Here is a 17,290-nt window from a genome sequence, read left to right as displayed (position 1 = left end):
GTCCGAGCACGGACGAGCACCCAGACGACCAGCGCCGAAGGCGCCGGGACAGAGAAAGGAAAAGACATGACTCTGAAGGACAAGGCCGAGGCGAAGACTCAGCAGATCGCCGGCGACGCCCAGGAGCGGATCGGCGAAGCCGCCGGCAAGGAGCGACTCGCCGCCCAGGGCCGCGAGAACCAGGCGGAGGGGCGGCTGAAGGAAGCCGCAGCCGAGGTCAAGGAGGTCGTCGCCGACACCGTCGAGAAGGCCAAGGACGCGGCGAAGGACGCCGCCGACAAAGCCGGCCGACTCTTCAAGAAGTGAATCCGCTCCGGCAGGTCCGGAGCCGACGAAAGGAAAACAACTCATGGGATTCTTCGGTTTCCTCCTCCTCGGTCTCATCGCCGGAGCGATCGCCAAGCTGATCCTCCCCGGCAAGCAGGGCGGCGGCTGGTTCGTCACGCTGCTCCTCGGCGTCGTGGGCGCCATGCTCGGCGGATGGCTGGGCGGACTGATCTTCCACGTCGGCCTGGAGTCGTTCTTCAGCCTCGCGACCTGGCTGCTCGCGATCGGCGGCTCGCTCGTCGTGCTGCTGATCTACGGCCTCGTCGTCGGGCGCCGTCGCAACGCATGACACGTCGTCGCGGTTCTCGCGCTGCAGCACACACGTGAGTGACGATGGGGTCGGCGTCGCACGCCGGCCCCATGGTCGCGTCAGCCACCCGTCTCGAAGGGAGAGTGATCGATGACAGGCCTGGACAGCGGACCGGCCCTCGAGGCCGCGGACGACCGCACGATCGCCGGCCGCGCCGCCGACGGAGACGTCGAGGCGTTCGCGGTGCTCGTGCGCCGCTATACGCCTCTGCTGCGGGCCTATGCGCGCCGGATCCTCAGCGGGACGGCGAGCGTGGACGACATCGTGCAGGAGAGCTTCATCACGGCGTGGCAGCGACTCCCGGAGCTGGACGACATGGGCCGGGTGCGCGGCTGGCTCATGCGGATCGTGAGCAGGAAGTCGATCGACGAGGTGCGCGCACGGCGCCCGCATCTCGAAGTCGACGGCGCGGAAGGGCTCGAGCTGCCCGCTCGCGCCGAAGACCGCCCGGAACAGCGCGCCGAACGGAGGGCCGAACTGACGGCCCTCGCCGACGCGCTGCGGGAGCTGCCCGACGGGCAGCGCGAGACCGGGTGCTGCGCGAGATCGGCGGCTGCTCGTACGACGAGATCGCCGAACAGCTGGGACAACCGGTGAGCACCGTGCGCGGCCTGCTCGCCCGCGYCCGCAAGCACATCATCGTGCGAATGGAGGAGTGGCGATGACTCGTGACGACAGCACAGGCTCCGGTGGCCTCGGCTTCGAGCCCGAGGACCTCGACGGCCACACCATGGACGAGCTGGCGGATTATCTCGATGCCGGCAGAACTCCCGCCGACCCCTCGATCGACTCTTCGCCGGGCTGCCGCATCGCCCTCGACGCGCTCGAGCGCCTGCGCCGGCTCGGCCCCGCTCTGCTCGACCAGGACGCTGCGGCCGAGCCTCAGGCGGACGAGAGCTGGGTCAGGTCGATCATCGACGGGATCGCCCGCGATGCGAGGGCCGGTCGTCGCATCCCGCTCCCGGTCCCGGAGCCCGACGACGATCTCGGCATCACGGAGGGCGCCGTGCGCGGCCTCATCCGCACGGCGGGCGACGGGATCCCCGGGGTGCTCATCGGACGCTGCCGCCTGGACGGCGACGTGACCAGCCCTGGCGCCCCGATCCGGATCCACGTGGAGGCCAGCGTCCCGTACGGACTGCCCATCGCCCGGCTCGCGGAAAGGCTGCGCACCGAGATCGGCGATCGCCTGCGCACCCATGCCGAGCTGAACATCACAGAGATCGATATCGTCGTGCACGATGTGAGAGATCTTCCGAAGGACGGAGGCGACGCGTGATGACCGAGGAAGAAGCCGCCGAACTGGCGGCGCGCATCGAGAAGGACCTGCTCGCCGAGCCCGGCGTGTCCGTCGTGTACCCCGCCTCCGGTGCCGGCCTGCTGCGCGAGGCCGCCGCGAACCTCCTGGGATCGGGCGATGCAGGACCGCGCGTCGCGATCCGCACAGGAGATCCTCTGCGGATCGACGTCGCCCTCGGTCTCGACCACGCCCGACCGGCCGGGGAGACCGCGCGCGCCGTGCAGCGGATGATCCGGCAGGCGGCGTCCGGTCCCGTGCAGATCCGCATCACCGTCGCCCATCTGGATGCGTCGCCGGATTCGACAGGGGGTTGAGGACACGACGGTCGTGCCCTCATTTGGGCAGAGCTGTCAGAGACCGCCGTCGAGCAGGAGGCCGCGAGCGCGGGCAACAGCGATCGCGTCGTCCCTATTCGTCACTCCGAGCTTGCGGTAGGCGCTTCTGACCTGGGACTTGACAGTGTTCGACGAAACGTAGAGGTTCGCCGCCACGGCTTTGATCGATGAGGTGTGGACGAGTTCGCCGAGCACGACGGCTTCGCGCTCGGTCAGGCTCGCCTCGTCTTCCCCGTGCAGCAGGAGCGACCGCGCCGGAATGTTCTGAGCGATGTCGGCGCGACCGACGTCCGCGAGCGCTCTCCTGATCCGCTCGAGGTCGGTGGGCGGGATCAGCACGAGTGCCAGTCGTTGCCCGCTGTGCTCCAGGACGGCGGCGAGCTGCAGCGCAAGTCTCGCAGTCCGAGCCGATGGCGCGGCGCGCAGAAGAGCGGCCAGCTCGATCGTCAGCCGTTCTGCCTCCGAGCGGGAGGAGAGCTCTGCGACGACGGCGTGCCGCGATTCGCTGAGAGCCGTGTCGATGCGACCGAGGACCAGAGCGACACGCGCCCGCTGGACATGCGCGTCGGCGCCGGAGCCCAGATCACGGCGGAGGATGACCGAGGCGGCGTGGGGGTCACCGAGCGCGAGATGGATCACTCCGCGGACACCGGCGAGCCGGTGCCGCGACTCGACGGACCGTCCGTCTGCGCCCCGCCTGGCGACGAACGCGTCGAGTCGCGCGATCGCTTCCCCCGGTCGCCCGTCGACGAGCTCCGTCCAGGCCTCGACGATCGCGATCTCCGCCCAGAATTCGATCGTGTCGCGGTCGTGGACCATGCTCGTCAGATGCTCGCGCGCCGCGGCGGTGTCGAATCGCTCGAGGGCGATCATCGCCTCGGCCAGGCGGTAGAAGGTGCCCGGATACATCGACCTCTGGACATCCGTCCAGCAATCTTCACGCGCGAGCCCGGTGTATTGCGCCGCGAGCCCCATGTCACCGCGAAAGGCGTGGATGCCCGCCAGCATCGAGATGTTCCCGAACCCGTTGCGCGGGCGCTCCGGTGCGGCTTCGGCGTAGCCCTTCACCAGCGTCCCGAGCGCCTCCTCGACGTTTCCCGCGCGGTAGAACGACGTCCCGATCTGGCTGTAGATCCGTGGGATGTCACCGACCTCCTCACGCTGGTCGTCGCTCAGGCCATCGAGCGCGCGCACCGCCGCCCGCGCAGAGCGCAGCCCCAGACGGGGACGGCCGAGGAGGCGATACGCGACCGCTTCACTGGCCCGGATGAGGGCGCGATCGATCGCGGGGAGCTCGCGCTTCTTGCCGTGCGCCGCCCGCAGCACGGAGACGAGGATGCGAGCGGACCGGAGACGATGATGCGGGAGACCATAGAACGACAGGCCGTACGCGAATCCGAGAAGCGGACGGTTCTGGAGGTCGGACTGCGGCAGATCACGGAAAAGACCGCGCAGCTCATCCGAATGGGCGGCGATGAGCGCGAACCAGTCGGCCCGGAGCAGATCCATGACGGCGTCGTAGTCCTCGATCGCGACGGCGTCCGAGATCTCCTGCACGGTCGCCGGCACGGCCAACCCGGGGTCATGCCGGACGGGTTCTTCTGTGCCGGGTGTGTCGCTCGTCTGTCCGTCAGCCAGAGACGGCGTGCTCTCCATATCCGATATTCTGCCGGAGTCGTCGCACCCCGACCGACCGCGGGCACGGCGCCCCGCTCCGGCGAGCGCCCGCCCGATCATGCCGCCCAGGACAGAGACGGGCTTTCCGGACGAGAGGCCGCCATGAACCACGTCGCGGGAGAATCGCTGCCCGGTGTTGGCCAGGACGCGCCAGCCGATGAGACACGGATGCTCGGCCTGCAGGTGAACCTCACGAAGTTCTTCCTGCTCGCCGCCCTCGTTCCTCCGGCGACCGTGGCGCTAGCGCGACGAGCATCGGAGATCGAGGGAGCCGCCGCTGCTGCGGGCTGGACAGCGGCCAGCATCGCCGTCGGCTCCGGCAGCGCGATCGTGGGCGCACTGCTTGCAGGGTGGGCCGCAGATCTCGGGACGCGGTCGGCCCGTAGCCGGTGGGGGGTGCTCTTCGGAGGAACGGTCCTCGGGGTCTTCGCGCTCGCGTGGATGAGCCTCGCCCATTCCGGATGGGAGCTCGCCGCCGGCTGGGGCCTGGCACAGGCGGGCCTGTCGGGAGCGATCGCGGTATCGCGGGCTCTGCTGACGCACGTCCCGGCCGTTCGGCGAGAGCGCAATGCGGTGGTCATGATCGTGGTCGCGTCCGTGGGGATACTGATCCCCATCGCGTTGTTGATGCTCCTGCCCGGATCCGCGTGGTGGACGTCGGTCGGCCTCGCGCTGTTCGCGGTGGCGGTGGCCGCGATCGCACTGGTACGGACCCCTCCGTCGGCAGCTGTCCTGGATCGCCCACGAAGCTCCGCGCCCGCACCTGGGCCGGACCCCGCGGAGGCGTCGCGGATGTCGTGGGGCGCGGTGCTGGTGCTCGGCTTCAGCTCGCAGGTCGCCTTGTCGGCGTACCTGACGTACCACCCGCTGGATGTCGTGGCACGTCTCGGCCTCGGATGGGATCAGGCGACGCAGGCGGGAACCCTTGTTCTGGGAGTGGCCCTCCTCGGTCTCGTCGGAGCGTCCGTGGTCATGTTGATCCTCCCCGGCGTGCTGAGACGCCCGCTGCCCCTCCTGTCCATCGCAGGAGTGCTGCTGGCGTCGGGGTTGATCCTCCGGGCGATGTCGACCTCTCTCGCGCTGCTGGCGATCGCGGGCCTTCTCAGCGGGATCGCCATCGGCGTCAGCACCACCGTGCTCTTCACAGCGGCGTTGGCGCTCGCGACATCGGAAAGGGCGGGAAGGAGGCTGGGCGTGTACAGCGCCGTCACCGGCATCGGCTCGCTCATCGGTCCGTCGCTCGTCCTCGGGGCCGTGATCGCGATCAGGGGCGTTCCGGACTACTCCGCACTGTTCCTGCTGCTCGCCCTCATCCCGTTGAGTTGGATCGCCGTCGCACTCACGTCGGCGCTCCGTCAGCGACGCCGGTGAGCACCGCGATCCGACCGACCGTCTAGCCGCGCTCACAGCCCGTCGCAGAGGCGCCGTGCGCCGTTTTCACCCCCATTTCACCCCGGAATCCGTCGCTTCGTCGGGGCTGCTCGGACAGTCTGTTGAGTATCCGATACCGGCCGAGCGTGGGGAGTGGGGCGGCGCTCCGCCGGCGTGAGCGCAAGACCTTGACGCCTGTTGGCGGGACGCGATCTTCGCGCCTGCGGTCGGCCTCGTGAACCTGATTTCCAGAGCGTGATGACGAAGGAGATATACGAAGATGTTGCAAGGTCGGGCAATTGAATCACTGGAGGCAACGGAGGCCACGGAGGGCGGCGGCGGCGTTCGGAGCGGCCGGGTCAGCCGACGCACGGTGGTTCGAGGTGCGGCGTGGAGTCTCCCCATCATCGCCACGGCTGCGGCGATGCCGCTGGCCGCGGCATCGGTGGCTGCACCGGCCCTGAAGTTCGTCAATGGACCGTACTCGGCGACCGGGTGCGGGCCTGTGGGCGACGTGATCCTGAATCTCACGTCGAACGGCACGACACCCGACACCGGAAAGACCGTGACGGTCACGCTCCCGGCCGGGCTGCGGTGGGCCGATGGCTCCACCGCCCCCAAGTCCTTCTCGCCGACGGACGCGACCGGCAGCATCACCATCCCGTCCGGACAGATCCTCGGTGCATCCGCGACCAACGCGGTGCTCACCGCGACGTCCAGCACCGGCGCCACGGCGACCGCTCCGGTCACCGTGACCCCGAACCTCGTCGCCCGAGACTGGCGTGCCGGTGACGGGACGATCGTGACGTTCGCGAACCCCGCCGCGACCTCGGCCGGGTGGAACTTCTTCTTCGGCCCGGGCGGGAAGCTGTATCACGGCGACACACTGATCGCATCGAATGTCTCCAGCGCCGTCGGAGACACCCAGGGCGACGCGACCAACGGCGTGCTGGACGGTGTCGCGTACGTCGACGAGAACGGCGTCGCGAACATCTGGAAGTGGGACCCGGCGACCGACGCGATCACGGCAACCGCCCTCACCGGCGTTCCGACCGGGGCGAAGGCCGTGGGCTGGAACTTCTTCCTCACCCCCGCCGGCGAGCTGTACCACGGCAACGATCTCATCGACACGGGCGTCACGAGCGCCGTGGGCGAGCAGATCGTTGGAGCCGAGTCCGTGACGTACGTGACGAACGGGCAGGCACGTATCTACCTCATCAACCCCACAGATCCTTCCAGCGCCATCCAGCGCGACTTCCCGGCCGTTCCCCGCGGCGCCGGCGCGAAGGCGGTGGGCCACAACTTCGTCCTCACCGCCGGCGGCGACCTGTACCACAGCTCGGGCGAGCTCGTGGGGACCGGTGTCAGCGCCGCGGTCGGAGATCAGCTGGGCGACCTGACGACCGGAGCCACCGACGGGGTCTCCTTCGTCGAGGGCGGCGTCGCCAAGTCCTACCAGTGGTTCCCCGATGGGTCGACGCCCATCACCACCACTTTCGCCACGGTGCCGGCCGGCGCGACTCCGGTCGGGTGGAGCTTCTTCCTCGCCGCCGACGGTCGTCTCTACCACGGCAACGATCTCGCGGCATCGAACGTGGTCAGCGCGGTCGGGGGCGAGTTCACCGCGGGCGTCGACGGCGTCACCTACGTCGAGTCGGTTGCGTGCTGATGTCCGCGACACGGTGACAGCAGTAGCGACGAAGCCATGAGTTCAACAGCGAAGGGAAGCATCAAGGTGTTGCAAGGACGCGCAGCGGGAAAGACTCAGGAGCCGAACGCTCCTGAGGGTGGGCCGTCGTCGGCTGCCACAGCGGGACGGATCAGTCGGCGCACGCTCGTTCGCGGCGCAGCGTGGAGCGTCCCGGTGATCGCGACGGCTGCTGCGATGCCGCTGGCTGCGGCGTCGGTGGGCGCACCGACGCTGAAGTTCGTCAACGGCCCCTACGCCGTAGGCGGGTGCAGCAACCTGACCGATGTGACTCTCGCGGCGACGACGAACGGAACGACGCCCGCGGCGAGCACGACGGTGAGTGTCGTCCTGCCGAACGGTCTCACCTGGGCGGACGGGTTCACCGGTCCCCGCAGCTTCACCACGGACCCGAACGGCAAAGTGGTCCTGCCCGCGATCACCGCGAAGCCCAACGCGGCCTCCGTGCCGTCCATGGGTGCGTCGATGACCGGGGCGAACGCGACCGCGCCGGTGACGGTGACGGCTCAGGTCGGGGCGAAGATCTACGACGTCGTCTCGAGCGGGAACCCGCCCGCGACCGGAATCCCGCTCGGCTCGGTCGCTGTCGGCCACGGAACCTACCTCAACCCTGACGGCAGCCTCGTGTACTTCAACACGGTCGCAGGCAAAGCGATGCCACTCGCGACGAACGTCACCAGCGGCACGACCGTCCTCATCGGCGGCACCCAGTCCTACTCCACGTACGTGTCGGGCGGGGTCGCGATGGTGCAGGATGTGGCCACGGGCACCACGATCACCGCAGCCGGCATACCGAACGGGTCCACGGCGGTCGGGCACGCGACGTTCCTCGCCGCCAACGGGGACCTGTACTACTTCAACTCGGCCACGAACACGGCTGTCCTGGTCGCCTCCGGGGTGTCGAGCGCGAAGGTGTCACTCTTGGCCGGCACGCAGCCCGTGCTGACGTTCGTCGCCGGTGGCGCCGCGCGGGCGTACAACGCCACGACCGGGAGCTACATCACCGCGACCGGCGTCCCGGCCGGCACCACCGCCGTCGGCCACTCCACCTTCCTCGCCGCCGACGGGCTTCTGTACTACTACCGGGCCGCCACCGGCACGGCGATCGTGGTCAGCTCCGGCGTCTCGAGCGCGACCACGGCGCTCTACGGCGGCACCGACCCCTATGTGACGTATGTGACCACCGGGATCCCCGCGGTCTACAGCGTCACCAACGGCACCTACCAGACGGCGACGGGCGTTCCGGCGAACTCCGTCGTCGTGGGGCACGCGACCTACCTCGCGCCGGACGGCCGGCTGGTCTACTACAACGCGGGAGCCAACGCTCCGATCGTCCTCGACACCGCGGTGACGAGCGCCGTCGTGCACCTCTACGGCGGCACCGACCCGATCGCGACCTACACGCACACGCTCGCCTGCTGACGCGGCAACGGAATGGCGGCACGCGCGTCCGCCGCCATTCCGGCTGCGATCCGGACAACGTCGGGGTGAGGCCAGAACCCGCGATCGACGCGCACCTGGATCGCCTCTTCCTGCCCACCCTCTGAGTTCCGGCGGCGCCGCGTCGGAACGGCGGAGCGCCTCGCCGACCGTCTGGGGAACGGCCAGCCGTCTGGGGAACGGCCACAGAATGGTCGAGGCGCCCCACCCGGCCCTCAGTCCCGCAGGGCCGATCGGAGTCGTGCACAACCCCGTCCGTTGATGATCCAACCGATATACCAGCATGGCAACCCCTGTTTCACAACGGTCGGTGCCGTAGAAAGGGATCCATGACCGCCGACGCCGACGTCCTCGCCCGCGCCCTCTCCGCCGATACCCCGCTCACCTGGGTGCTCACGGGAGACTCGATCACGCACGGGCTCGTGCACACGCAGGGCGGACGCACCTACGCGGAGCACCTGCACGAGATCGTCCGAGGCGAGCTCGGGCGAGTGCACGACGCCGTCATCGACACGGCGATCAGCGGCTGGCGGATCGTGCAGATCCTGGAGGACTTCGACCGGCGGGTCGCCACGTGGCGACCGCAGGTGGTCACGCTCATGATCGGCACGAACGACTGCTCGGACGCGGGCGTGTTCCCCGTGATCACTCCGGCGGACTTCGCCCTGTCGCTCACCGAGTTCGTGCAGCGCGTGCGTGCGCTCGGCGCGATCCCCGTGCTGCAGACGCCGCCCGCGGTGGACGTGCCGAACGCTCCGGAGCGCGCCCGCATCGGCGCGTTCGCCCAGGCTGTCCGCGATGTCGCGGCGGCCGAGGACGCGATCCTCGTGGACCAGTTCGCCCGCTACGCCGAGCTCGGCGGCGGCGGGGTGCCCTGGGGCCTCATGAACGACCCGTTCCACCCCAACGCCGCCGGGCACGAGGCCCTCGCGCTCGAACTCGCCACGGCGCTCGGGCTGGACCCGGCCGGGTCCCGCGTGCTCCCGAAACTCCGCGCCGACGTCGCCGCCGCGCGACTGGACTGACCACAGGCGCGTAGGCGCCGCAGAACCAATGCCGGTTCAGGTGCACGCGGCTTATGCTGAGGGCATCATGCAGGAGTTCTTGAACGGGTTCTGGGCGTTCGCGCAACACTACTGGTGGCTGGTGTTCCCTCTCATGGGCGTGGCCGGCGGTCTTGCGCGGAGGTGGCAGATGCTGTCCCGACAGCACCACCTGCAGCGGCTGGAGACGCTGAGGCTGAAGGGCGAGATCAAGGCCGCCCAGCTCGCCGCCCGCGGCCAGGCCGCGCCGCAACTGTCGCCGCGAGCCGTCGCTCAGCAGCAGGCGAACTCCTCGAAGGAACTGCTCGAGCGCCTGTTCGCCGAGCATGACGGGATCACCGCCCGCTGGCTGGACTATGAGCTCGATGTCGCCAAGATGATCGCGTTCCCCGCGATGAGCGACGGGCGTCAGCCGCTGACCGCCGCCTTCCTGCGTGCGAAGAAGATCGCCGACGCGCTGCGGCCGAGCACGTCCGACGCGAAGGTCACAGAGCAGCAGGTCACCGAATACCTCGACGCGGTCGGCAACTACGCCGTCGCCTTCGAGATTGCGGAGAAGGACGCCCGTCGCCTGCGCGACTCGACCTTCACCGACATCGAGCGCAAGCGCCTCGAGCGCGCGCAGCACATGCTCAAGGTCGCCGTCGACCAGTCCGCCACACCTGCCGAACGCCAGACCGCCTACCGTCGCGTGCGGGAGGAACTGGACGGCCTCATCGACCTCTCGGACGCCGCCGTGGAGAACCTCGAGAAGAAGGTCGCACTGCAGCTCGAGTCCCACCCTGCCGCGGCGCCCGCACCCTCAGCCGCAGATCAGGTCGAGTCGGCGGATCCGGATCCGGTCCCGCAGCCGGTCGCGGATCCCCTCCCGGTGCGCGATCCGCTCGCCGCAGGAGAGCCGCTGCGTCAGGCCGCGCCGTTGCAGCACCCGGAGCGCTGAGCCGGTCGATCTCAGGCCGCCTGCCAGCCCTTCGCCGCAAGGGCGCTGTCGACCAGGCAGGAATAGACCGCGTCCTCACGAAACGGGAACTCCTGCTCGATGTCGGCCGTCAGCTCGATGCCGAGGCCCGGCTTCTCACCGAGCGTGACCCGGCCGTCCGCGATGGACACGACGTCGCGCAGCAGCTCCGCGCGCAACGCATAGGGAGGCAGCGGCCACTCGACGACCTCGCCCCCGCCGGCCGAGGCCGCGTGGTAGTTGGCCAGGACTCCCACTCCGGCGCCCCAGCAGTGCACGTACACATCGGCGGCCATCGTCCGAGCGACGGTGAAGACGTCGAGGACGGGTCGGATCCCCCCGATCACCGTGGCATCGGGCTGGACGATGTCATACGACCCGGCACGCACCCTGTCGCAGAGCTCGGCTTCCGTGGTGACGATCTCGCCGCCGGCGATCGGGACGTCAGTGCTCGCTCTGAGCTCCGGCAGGCGATGGATCTGATCGGGCCCCAGCACCTCCTCGAGGAACACCGGAGGCGTGCCGCTCTCGCTCGTGATCCGCGTCACGAAGCGGAGAACATCCTCAACGGTCTGCGAAGGCACGGCGAGGTTCTGTGTCATGTCGATCGCGACGCCGACACCTTTCCCGGCGGCGGCGCGCTGCGTCCATCGCGCCTTCTCGATCTGATCGGCCCTGGCCCGGATCTTGAACACGTCGATCCCGAGATCCGAGACCTGCTCGATCTCGGCGAGCATGGCCTGCGGTGTCCGCGAGTCGCCGCCGCTGGCATACGCGCGGAGAGGACGATCCCGCGTACCGCCGAGGTACCGCCAGAGCGGCTCGTTCACGGAGCGGGCCGCGCAGTCCTGCAGAGCGATCTCGATCGCGCTGATGACATGCCGCGCTGCTCCTTGGAGGCTCCAGTATCCCGTAGCGCTGATGAGATCTCGGATGCGGCCTCCGAGATCCTCGGCGTCCGCGCCGACGAGGACCGGCTCGAGGAGTTCCACGATGCTGCGGAAGACCTGGGGGGCGAAGACGGCGAGGTAGCCTTCGCCGATTCCCACGGCGCCGTCGCTCAGGGTGACTTCGACGAACCCCGCCGTCCGCAACCCGCCCGGAAGATGCAGGATGTTCTCCATGCTGTTCTCCGGGTCGCCGTAGGGGGCGCTCAACAGGATCGGTCGGACTCTTCGGATGATGGCCATCGGTCCCTCTTCATCTTCGTGGCGGACATTCGGATGCCTCGGGTGCCGGCGTCAGTAGCCGAGCCGCACGTCGATCTCGCCGTCGAGCGCGGCACCCGTCTTCCATCGCGCCAGGTTCGCCAAGAAGTAGACGGCCTTGTCCGCGAGCTCGTCGCGGTGCCCTCCGGCAGTGTGCTGGGTCAGGATGACACTCGGCGCGGCCCAGAGCCGGCTCGTCGGAGGAAGCGGTTCTTCCGACGTCACGTCCAGCACGCACCCTCCGATCGCACCGGCTTCGAGCGCATCGGCAAGGGCGTCCTCGTCGATCAGGTCCCCTCGTCCGATGTTCACCAGAATCGCCGAGCGGGAGAGTCTCGCGAGCCTGTCCCGATCGAACAGCAACCGCGTGTCCGGCGTGCTCGGCAAGCAGCTGATGACGAGATCGGCACCCGGGAGAGCGGCGTCGAGCGACGTCAGATCGTGCAGCTCGGCCTGCGGCGAGCTGCGGGCGAAGCTCTGCACGCGGCTGCCGAAGGCCTCGAGCACTCGCCGGACATGCCCTCCGATCGCGCCCGCGCCGAGCACGAGCACGTTGCTGCGCGCGAGAAGCGTCGTCCGCGGCCTCACTTCCAGGCTCCGCCACCGTCGCTCCTGCTGGGCAAGGGCGAGGACGCCCGCTCCGCGGATCAGACTCAGTGCGCCGGCGAGAGCGGTCTCCGCCGCGGGTTCGGCGAACTGGCCGCGAAGGTTGGTGACGACGATGCCGCGGCGTGAGATCTCCGCGGCGACGTCCCGGTAGTACTCGAAGCCGGTCGATTCCAGCTGCAGCCATCGCAGCGCGGTGAGGCGCGGAATCCACGATGAAGGGATCGTGCCGAAGACGATCTCGCAGTCGCGGTAGGCGTCGTCCCACTCCGGTGCGTCCGGTCCAGGCGCCCGCCAATGGACGATGTCGCCTGCCAGCCCATCGCGACAGAGCCAGCGCGCGCGGTCGTCGAGATGGGCGAGTACTGCGACGTCCATGAAGCTCCTCCGAGAGAGATCAGATATCTGACAAGGAGGCTAGGGGAGTGACCGTCGGCGCGTCAAGCCGTGGCGTCGCTCGCGAGGATCCGCTTTGACTAGATATCAGATATCTGATCTACTGCTCTCACCGAAGGAAAGGTTGGCTCATGAGCCGGTTCGAACTCTGGGCTGCCGCCCTCGCCCCCTATGACGGCGCAGGGCGGGTCGACACCTCGCGGGTCCGCGAGCAAGCGGAGCACCTGCGCTCGATCGGCGTCAGCGGCGTGTTCGTCAACGGCACGACAGGCGAGTTCCCGTTTCTCACCATCGAGGAGCGCGTGGAGATTCTCGAGGCCTGGGTGGAGGCCGCCTCCGACGACCTCTCGATCGGCGTCCAGGTCGGCGGCCTGCCGATCGAGCCGACGAGGGAGCTGGCGGCTCATGCGGCAGGGCTCGGCGTCGATCTGATCTCGAGCGTCGCACCGCACTATGGGCAGGCGCCGACCGTCGAGCACACGGTCCGCTGGTTCGCCGACGTGGCGGATGCCGCTCCCACAACGCCCTTCTGCTTCTATCAGATCCCTTCCATGACAGGTTCCACGCAGCGCCCCAGCGAGATCCTGCGCGCAGCGAAAGCGGAGATCCCCACGCTCACCGCCGTGAAGTTCACGGACGAGGACCTCATGGAGCTGGACGCGATCCAGCAGACCCGCCCCGACGTGCGCATCTACTTCGGACGCGACGAGCTTCTCCCGGCGGCCCTCGCCACCGGCGCGGAGTCGGCGATCGGAAGCCTGTACAACGCGCTGGCCCCGCTCGCGCACGCGACCGTCGAGGCGTTCGACCGAGGGGACACGCAACGCGCGTACGCGCTGCACAAGCCCTTCCGCGACGTCGCGCGCGCCGCCACCGGCCCCGGCTTCGTGAAGGAGCTCATGAACGAGCTCGGCCCCGACGTCGGCCCCGCGCGGGGATCCTGGGGGCCGGTGAGCACTGCCGACCGTGCGGCGATCAACCGGCTCGTGCCCGCATTGCGCGCGGCGATCGCGGAGGTGCACGAGTTCCCGGGGCACCGCGAACGTCATCTGGGCAGTACCGTCAGAGCATGAGACCAGGCGGCCCGATCTATCTCGTCGCACAACGCAGGCTGCGCGATTACATCCGTGAACATGATCTCGCCCCGGGGGACCGCCTTCCCAGCGAGGCCGATCTCGCCGCGGAGCTGGGGGTCAGCCGGCTCACGCTGCGGGAGGCTACACGCAGCCTGCAGACCCTGGGCGTCATCGAAGCGCAGCACGGGAACGGCCTGTTCGTATCCGAGTTCTCGTTCCGCCCCATCATCGACCAGCTCCCCTACGGGCTGGCGGGTCTGGGCCCGGMCATCCACGAGGTGCTCGTCGCGCGCGAGTCGATGGAGGTCGGCCTGATGCCGGCCGTCGTGCGCGCCGACCTGGGGGAAGAGCTCGAACGCTGTGCGGCCATCGCGAAGGAGATGGTCGAGCGCGACGAGCGGGGCCAGGACTTCCGCGACCTCGATGAGGAATTCCACCGAACGCTCTATTCAGGGCTGGGGAACTCCCTCGTGGACAACCTCATCGACATGTTCTGGCATCTCTTCGGCGAGCTCAGCCGAGAGATGGGCGATCGGATGCCGGCACCGTCGGCGGGGCGCGGTGCGGTGCACGCACGCATCATCGAAGCGCTGATCGCGCGCGATGAGGGCCTCGCCGTGCAGCGGATGAGCGAGCACTTCGAGGACCTCCGCCGACGGGTCGCGGAGCTCGGCACTCGCTGAGTCGCGGATCGGCAGCGGGTCGCCCCGACCTCAGTCCAGCTGCAGCACCGCGGCGCCTCGACGCCGCACCTCGCCATCGCCGCCGAACTCGACGTGGTTGAACACGATGGCCGAGCCGTCGGGGGTGAAGGACGGATGCGGGTGGTAGGGGTGCGCGATGAATCCCGTCTCGGCCAGCACCCGTCGTCGCCCGGTGGACGCATCGATCAGCACGAGCGAACTCGCCCTGCCTGCATCCGCCCAGCCTCGCCCGGGGGACGCGGCGGATCCGGTGGTGTCGACGATGAGCGCGCTGCCGTCCCGGGAGATGCCGCAGTGCCAGTCCCGCTCGCCGGGAGACAAGAGGCGAGGCGCCCGACCATCGAGGTAGGTCTCGTATACCCCGCGCGGGCCGGCCGGCGACTCGCCATAGGCGATCACGACGGCACCGGGATCGTGGAACTTCCCGCGCTCGTGGCCGATCGCCAGCACGGCCTCAGGAGTCTCTGACAACTGCCTCTGATCGACGACCGGACGACCTTTCGGATCTTTCCGCGCATGCCAGGCCCACATCCGATCCTCGACGGAGGTGGATTCCCCTTCGTGCGAGTAGGCGATCCACGACTCGTCCGCGGGCACGAAGTGGAAGTGGTTCGCGTGCCACGGATGCCGCACGACCTCTCGCGCGCCTCCTAGAGCGAGATCGATCACGAGTGCGCGGTACTCGCCCTCACGGGACTCGCTGATCAGCGCCGTCCGGCCGTCGGCGCTGACACTCGTCAGGCCGTCGAGTCTCCATCCGTCTGCGGATCGGTACGCCACGCGCGGCTCCGGCGCCTCATGAGCGAGCTCCACCTGGAAGAGCGCGCTCCCGCGCGCGCACACCAGAGTCTGCGCGTCGAGGGCGATGTCGAACCAGGGGACGGATCGATGGGGCGAGGCAACGGTCCAGGGCTCTACGGCCTGCCCGGACTCGGACGCGATGAATTCTGCGGACAGCAGCACCTCGGGGTCGCCTTCGCCATCCAGCCTGACCCCGATGATCTCTTCGTTGCCATCCGCCCTTCCGAGCGCGACGCGGCGCCCCTCGTCGTAGAAGCCATTGCTGTGCGGATACGTGGCGTAGGTGTCCTCGAGCAGCATGCGCGGGGTGTTCATCGGTTCTCCTTCTGTCGCAGTGTCACGCGCTCAGCGGTCGGCGCCCTAGTAGGGGTGCGCGCCGTCCTGCCAGTGCCGTTCGACCCCTGCGGCCTCCAGCTCCCGGAGGTAGTCGGTCCGCAGGGCTCCACCGTCGTGCACGGCATGCGGGGACGCCCCCTCGGCGAGGCAGAACGCGGCCAGGTGCCCGGCGGCTTCGCCGATGTTCCACTCCACCGGATGCAGCCGGTAGCAGCCATTGGTCAGATGCGTCGTGCCGATGTTCTTGTTCGCGGCGAGCAGGTTGGCCATGCGCTGGGGGATCAGCGCCCCCAGCGGGATCTCGAACGGGGTCGAGGCGACATCGATGTACGTGTCTCCGCCGGTCGACGGGTGCAGGTCGATCCGGTACATGCCAACGCCCACCGACTCCTCGTACCGGGTGGCGCCTCGGTCGCCGCGTACCGCATACGAGACATCGTTCTCGGTGATGCGGGTCAGCGCACGGATACGGCGTGATTCGCGGTGATAGGGCGCCTGTGCCAGTCCGTCGGCGGATCCCATCACGTCGGGGCGGAGTCGCAGCCCGGGATAGCCGGTGCCGCCGTCGGCCCGCGGCGCTTCCGTCTGCATCCAGTACAGCATCGAGAGACTGAGCTGCCGGGCATCGGCGTAGCGCTGCAGTTCCTGCTCGCGCGGGACGTCGAGCACCGGCGCCAGAAAGTAGTCGATGCTCGGCCAGTTCACGAGGCAGAGGTCGCTGGCGGAGAAGCCGGGCGCCAAGAGGTCACGCGCCGCGATGCGCCGGAAGGTCCAGAGGTTGTCGTCGCCGGCGTTGCGCGATTGATCGGCATCGACGGCGAGCGCGTCGTCACCGGGGTTGGGGCCGAAGTCGCGGGTGCCCATCCGCAGCGTCCGAGGGTTGGGGGCCGACCACGACAGCATCCGCTCCCCCTGCCACGCCGGCGGGGCGAAGGAGCGCCAGAAGTCGTACCGCGCGGGGCGTTCGATCGTGTGATCCCCCTCGACGTGCTCCATCGCGAAGCACACGCTGAGCGCCTGCACGTTCTCCGGCTGCGCCTCGTCGGGCGCGCTCGGCTCGTCGGTGTCAGCGCGAGACTCGAACCCGGTGACGTACTCGGCGCCGGTCAGCGGCAGGATCTCTCCGGTCTCGGTGGCATCGATCACGATTCGTGCCGTGATGACGCTCTGCGCCCCGTCGATCTCCGAGGCGACCGTCACGGAGGAGATCCGATCCCCGTCGACGGATGCCGCCACCGGCCGCACCCGCTCCAGCACCCTGATCCGCCCGGTCGACCGGTAGGGCGCGAGCATCTCCTCGAGCACGCCGTGCGCGACTCTCGGTTCGGCGCACAGCTTCGACACCCATCCGGCCCCCGGGTTCAGATCGGCGCGGTCCCGTGCGGCTCGGACCAGCGGGTACCGGCGGCGGTAGACATCACGGATGCCGGAGCGCAGCGCGCGATACCGGGCGGTGACGCCGAAGGACTCCACCCAGGGGTGTTCGTCGGGAGGCACGGCCTGCGAGGTCAGCTGGCCGCCGATCCACGGATACTCCTCGGTGAGGATGACCATCGCTCCGCGTCCGGCCGCGGCGAGCGCAGCGGCGACGCCGCCGAGGCCCGCCCCGACGACGAGGACATCCGCATCCAGATCTGGAGTGGTCATGAAGTCCCTTTCATTGGTGGAAACGCCGGTGGGACACAACACTAGAC

General features: G+C 69.2%; 18 protein-coding genes. 13 read left to right on the top strand and 5 right to left on the bottom strand.

Annotated features, from left to right (window positions below; translation table 11 throughout):
* Positions 1 to 66 precede the first annotated feature (66 nt).
* The 6 genes from AC1DG4_RS12630 (at position 67) to AC1DG4_RS12605 (ending at position 2,251) form a co-directional block, all read left to right on the top strand.
* Entirely contained in the window at positions 67 to 306 is a 240-nt protein-coding gene (locus tag AC1DG4_RS12630) for a hypothetical protein (protein ID WP_477381105.1), read from the top strand.
* A gap of 43 nt (positions 307 to 349) precedes the next feature.
* On the top strand, positions 350 to 616 hold the full coding sequence (locus AC1DG4_RS12625; RefSeq protein ID WP_477381104.1) for a GlsB/YeaQ/YmgE family stress response membrane protein: 267 nt from the start codon (positions 350 to 352) through the stop codon (positions 614 to 616).
* A 111-nt stretch (positions 617 to 727) separates the two neighbouring features.
* Positions 728 to 1,234, top strand: a complete 507-nt coding sequence (locus AC1DG4_RS12620) for an RNA polymerase sigma factor (protein WP_477420420.1) — start codon at positions 728 to 730, stop codon at positions 1,232 to 1,234.
* Complete coding sequence (locus AC1DG4_RS12615; RefSeq protein ID WP_477421272.1) at positions 1,174 to 1,302, top strand: RNA polymerase sigma factor; 129 nt, start codon at positions 1,174 to 1,176, stop codon at positions 1,300 to 1,302. The genes AC1DG4_RS12620 and AC1DG4_RS12615 overlap by 61 nt, the downstream gene beginning before the upstream one ends.
* Positions 1,299 to 1,916 (top strand): Asp23/Gls24 family envelope stress response protein, encoded by a 618-nt coding sequence (locus AC1DG4_RS12610; protein ID WP_477381100.1) that lies wholly within the window; start codon positions 1,299 to 1,301, stop codon positions 1,914 to 1,916. Before AC1DG4_RS12615 ends, AC1DG4_RS12610 begins: the two co-directional genes overlap by 4 nt.
* Positions 1,916 to 2,251, top strand: coding sequence for a hypothetical protein (locus AC1DG4_RS12605; protein WP_477381098.1), 336 nt, complete (start codon positions 1,916 to 1,918; stop codon positions 2,249 to 2,251). Before AC1DG4_RS12610 ends, AC1DG4_RS12605 begins: the two co-directional genes overlap by 1 nt.
* A gap of 36 nt (positions 2,252 to 2,287) precedes the next feature.
* Here the strand turns inward: AC1DG4_RS12605 and AC1DG4_RS12600 are convergent, their stop codons facing one another.
* Positions 2,288 to 3,928: a LuxR C-terminal-related transcriptional regulator gene (locus AC1DG4_RS12600; protein ID WP_477381096.1), complete on the bottom strand. Its 1,641-nt coding sequence runs from the start codon at positions 3,926 to 3,928 to the stop codon at positions 2,288 to 2,290.
* A gap of 123 nt (positions 3,929 to 4,051) precedes the next feature.
* Between AC1DG4_RS12600 and AC1DG4_RS12595 the strand changes: the two genes are divergently transcribed.
* The 5 genes from AC1DG4_RS12595 (at position 4,052) to AC1DG4_RS12575 (ending at position 10,451) form a co-directional block, all read left to right on the top strand.
* The gene (locus AC1DG4_RS12595; protein WP_477381095.1) at positions 4,052 to 5,320 is read left to right on the top strand and encodes a hypothetical protein; all 1,269 of its coding nucleotides are present in this window, start codon (positions 4,052 to 4,054) and stop codon (positions 5,318 to 5,320) included.
* Positions 5,321 to 5,744: 424 nt separating this feature from the next.
* On the top strand, positions 5,745 to 6,989 hold the full coding sequence (locus AC1DG4_RS12590) for a hypothetical protein (RefSeq protein ID WP_477381093.1): 1,245 nt from the start codon (positions 5,745 to 5,747) through the stop codon (positions 6,987 to 6,989).
* A 195-nt stretch (positions 6,990 to 7,184) separates the two neighbouring features.
* On the top strand, positions 7,185 to 8,450 hold the full coding sequence (locus tag AC1DG4_RS12585; protein WP_477381091.1) for a hypothetical protein: 1,266 nt from the start codon (positions 7,185 to 7,187) through the stop codon (positions 8,448 to 8,450).
* Positions 8,451 to 8,797: 347 nt separating this feature from the next.
* Entirely contained in the window at positions 8,798 to 9,493 is a 696-nt protein-coding gene (locus AC1DG4_RS12580) for an SGNH/GDSL hydrolase family protein (RefSeq protein ID WP_477381089.1), read from the top strand.
* Between the two features lie 67 nt (positions 9,494 to 9,560).
* A complete protein-coding gene (locus AC1DG4_RS12575) occupies positions 9,561 to 10,451 on the top strand; it encodes a hypothetical protein (RefSeq protein ID WP_477381088.1) in 891 nt (296 codons plus the stop codon).
* Positions 10,452 to 10,462: 11 nt separating this feature from the next.
* Here AC1DG4_RS12575 and AC1DG4_RS12570 read toward each other — a convergent pair whose 3' ends face one another.
* Both AC1DG4_RS12570 and AC1DG4_RS12565 read right to left on the bottom strand, forming a co-directional pair.
* The gene (locus AC1DG4_RS12570) at positions 10,463 to 11,659 is read right to left on the bottom strand and encodes a mandelate racemase/muconate lactonizing enzyme family protein (RefSeq protein WP_477381086.1); all 1,197 of its coding nucleotides are present in this window, start codon (positions 11,657 to 11,659) and stop codon (positions 10,463 to 10,465) included.
* Positions 11,660 to 11,710: 51 nt separating this feature from the next.
* Complete coding sequence (locus tag AC1DG4_RS12565) at positions 11,711 to 12,661, bottom strand: D-2-hydroxyacid dehydrogenase (protein WP_477381084.1); 951 nt, start codon at positions 12,659 to 12,661, stop codon at positions 11,711 to 11,713.
* 149 nt (positions 12,662 to 12,810) lie between these two features.
* Between AC1DG4_RS12565 and AC1DG4_RS12560 the strand changes: the two genes are divergently transcribed.
* Positions 12,811 to 13,752: a dihydrodipicolinate synthase family protein gene (locus tag AC1DG4_RS12560; protein WP_477381082.1), complete on the top strand. Its 942-nt coding sequence runs from the start codon at positions 12,811 to 12,813 to the stop codon at positions 13,750 to 13,752.
* Entirely contained in the window at positions 13,749 to 14,438 is a 690-nt protein-coding gene (locus AC1DG4_RS12555; RefSeq protein WP_477421263.1) for a FadR/GntR family transcriptional regulator, read from the top strand. The genes AC1DG4_RS12560 and AC1DG4_RS12555 overlap by 4 nt, the downstream gene beginning before the upstream one ends.
* A gap of 30 nt (positions 14,439 to 14,468) precedes the next feature.
* On the opposite strand, the gene AC1DG4_RS12550 is transcribed toward AC1DG4_RS12555, so the two are convergent.
* Positions 14,469 to 15,575, bottom strand: coding sequence for a TolB-like translocation protein (locus AC1DG4_RS12550; protein WP_477381078.1), 1,107 nt, complete (start codon positions 15,573 to 15,575; stop codon positions 14,469 to 14,471).
* A gap of 45 nt (positions 15,576 to 15,620) precedes the next feature.
* Complete coding sequence (locus AC1DG4_RS12545) at positions 15,621 to 17,243, bottom strand: FAD-dependent oxidoreductase (RefSeq protein ID WP_477381076.1); 1,623 nt, start codon at positions 17,241 to 17,243, stop codon at positions 15,621 to 15,623.
* Between the last annotated feature and the right edge of the window lie 47 nt (positions 17,244 to 17,290).

Source organism: Microbacterium sp. 05N427 (assembly GCF_056397105.1).
Note: the sequence above shows the minus strand (reverse complement) of the source record. Positions and strands in the feature narration are given on the sequence as shown.

Excerpts from the sequence above, each read along its gene's own strand:
- AC1DG4_RS12630 (WP_477381105.1), top strand. The coding sequence starts at position 67 with ATGACTCTGAAGGACAAGGCCGAGGCGAAGACTCAGCAGATCGCCGGC.
- AC1DG4_RS12625 (WP_477381104.1), top strand. The coding sequence starts at position 350 with ATGGGATTCTTCGGTTTCCTCCTCCTCGGTCTCATCGCCGGAGCGATC.
- AC1DG4_RS12620 (WP_477420420.1), top strand. The coding sequence starts at position 728 with ATGACAGGCCTGGACAGCGGACCGGCCCTCGAGGCCGCGGACGACCGC.
- AC1DG4_RS12610 (WP_477381100.1), top strand. The coding sequence starts at position 1,299 with ATGACTCGTGACGACAGCACAGGCTCCGGTGGCCTCGGCTTCGAGCCC.
- AC1DG4_RS12605 (WP_477381098.1), top strand. The coding sequence starts at position 1,916 with ATGACCGAGGAAGAAGCCGCCGAACTGGCGGCGCGCATCGAGAAGGAC.
- AC1DG4_RS12600 (WP_477381096.1), bottom strand. The coding sequence starts at position 3,928 with ATGGAGAGCACGCCGTCTCTGGCTGACGGACAGACGAGCGACACACCC.
- AC1DG4_RS12595 (WP_477381095.1), top strand. The coding sequence starts at position 4,052 with ATGAACCACGTCGCGGGAGAATCGCTGCCCGGTGTTGGCCAGGACGCG.
- AC1DG4_RS12590 (WP_477381093.1), top strand. The coding sequence starts at position 5,745 with ATGCCGCTGGCCGCGGCATCGGTGGCTGCACCGGCCCTGAAGTTCGTC.
- AC1DG4_RS12580 (WP_477381089.1), top strand. The coding sequence starts at position 8,798 with ATGACCGCCGACGCCGACGTCCTCGCCCGCGCCCTCTCCGCCGATACC.
- AC1DG4_RS12575 (WP_477381088.1), top strand. The coding sequence starts at position 9,561 with ATGCAGGAGTTCTTGAACGGGTTCTGGGCGTTCGCGCAACACTACTGG.
- AC1DG4_RS12570 (WP_477381086.1), bottom strand. The coding sequence starts at position 11,659 with ATGGCCATCATCCGAAGAGTCCGACCGATCCTGTTGAGCGCCCCCTAC.
- AC1DG4_RS12565 (WP_477381084.1), bottom strand. The coding sequence starts at position 12,661 with ATGGACGTCGCAGTACTCGCCCATCTCGACGACCGCGCGCGCTGGCTC.
- AC1DG4_RS12560 (WP_477381082.1), top strand. The coding sequence starts at position 12,811 with ATGAGCCGGTTCGAACTCTGGGCTGCCGCCCTCGCCCCCTATGACGGC.
- AC1DG4_RS12550 (WP_477381078.1), bottom strand. The coding sequence starts at position 15,575 with ATGAACACCCCGCGCATGCTGCTCGAGGACACCTACGCCACGTATCCG.
- AC1DG4_RS12545 (WP_477381076.1), bottom strand. The coding sequence starts at position 17,243 with ATGACCACTCCAGATCTGGATGCGGATGTCCTCGTCGTCGGGGCGGGC.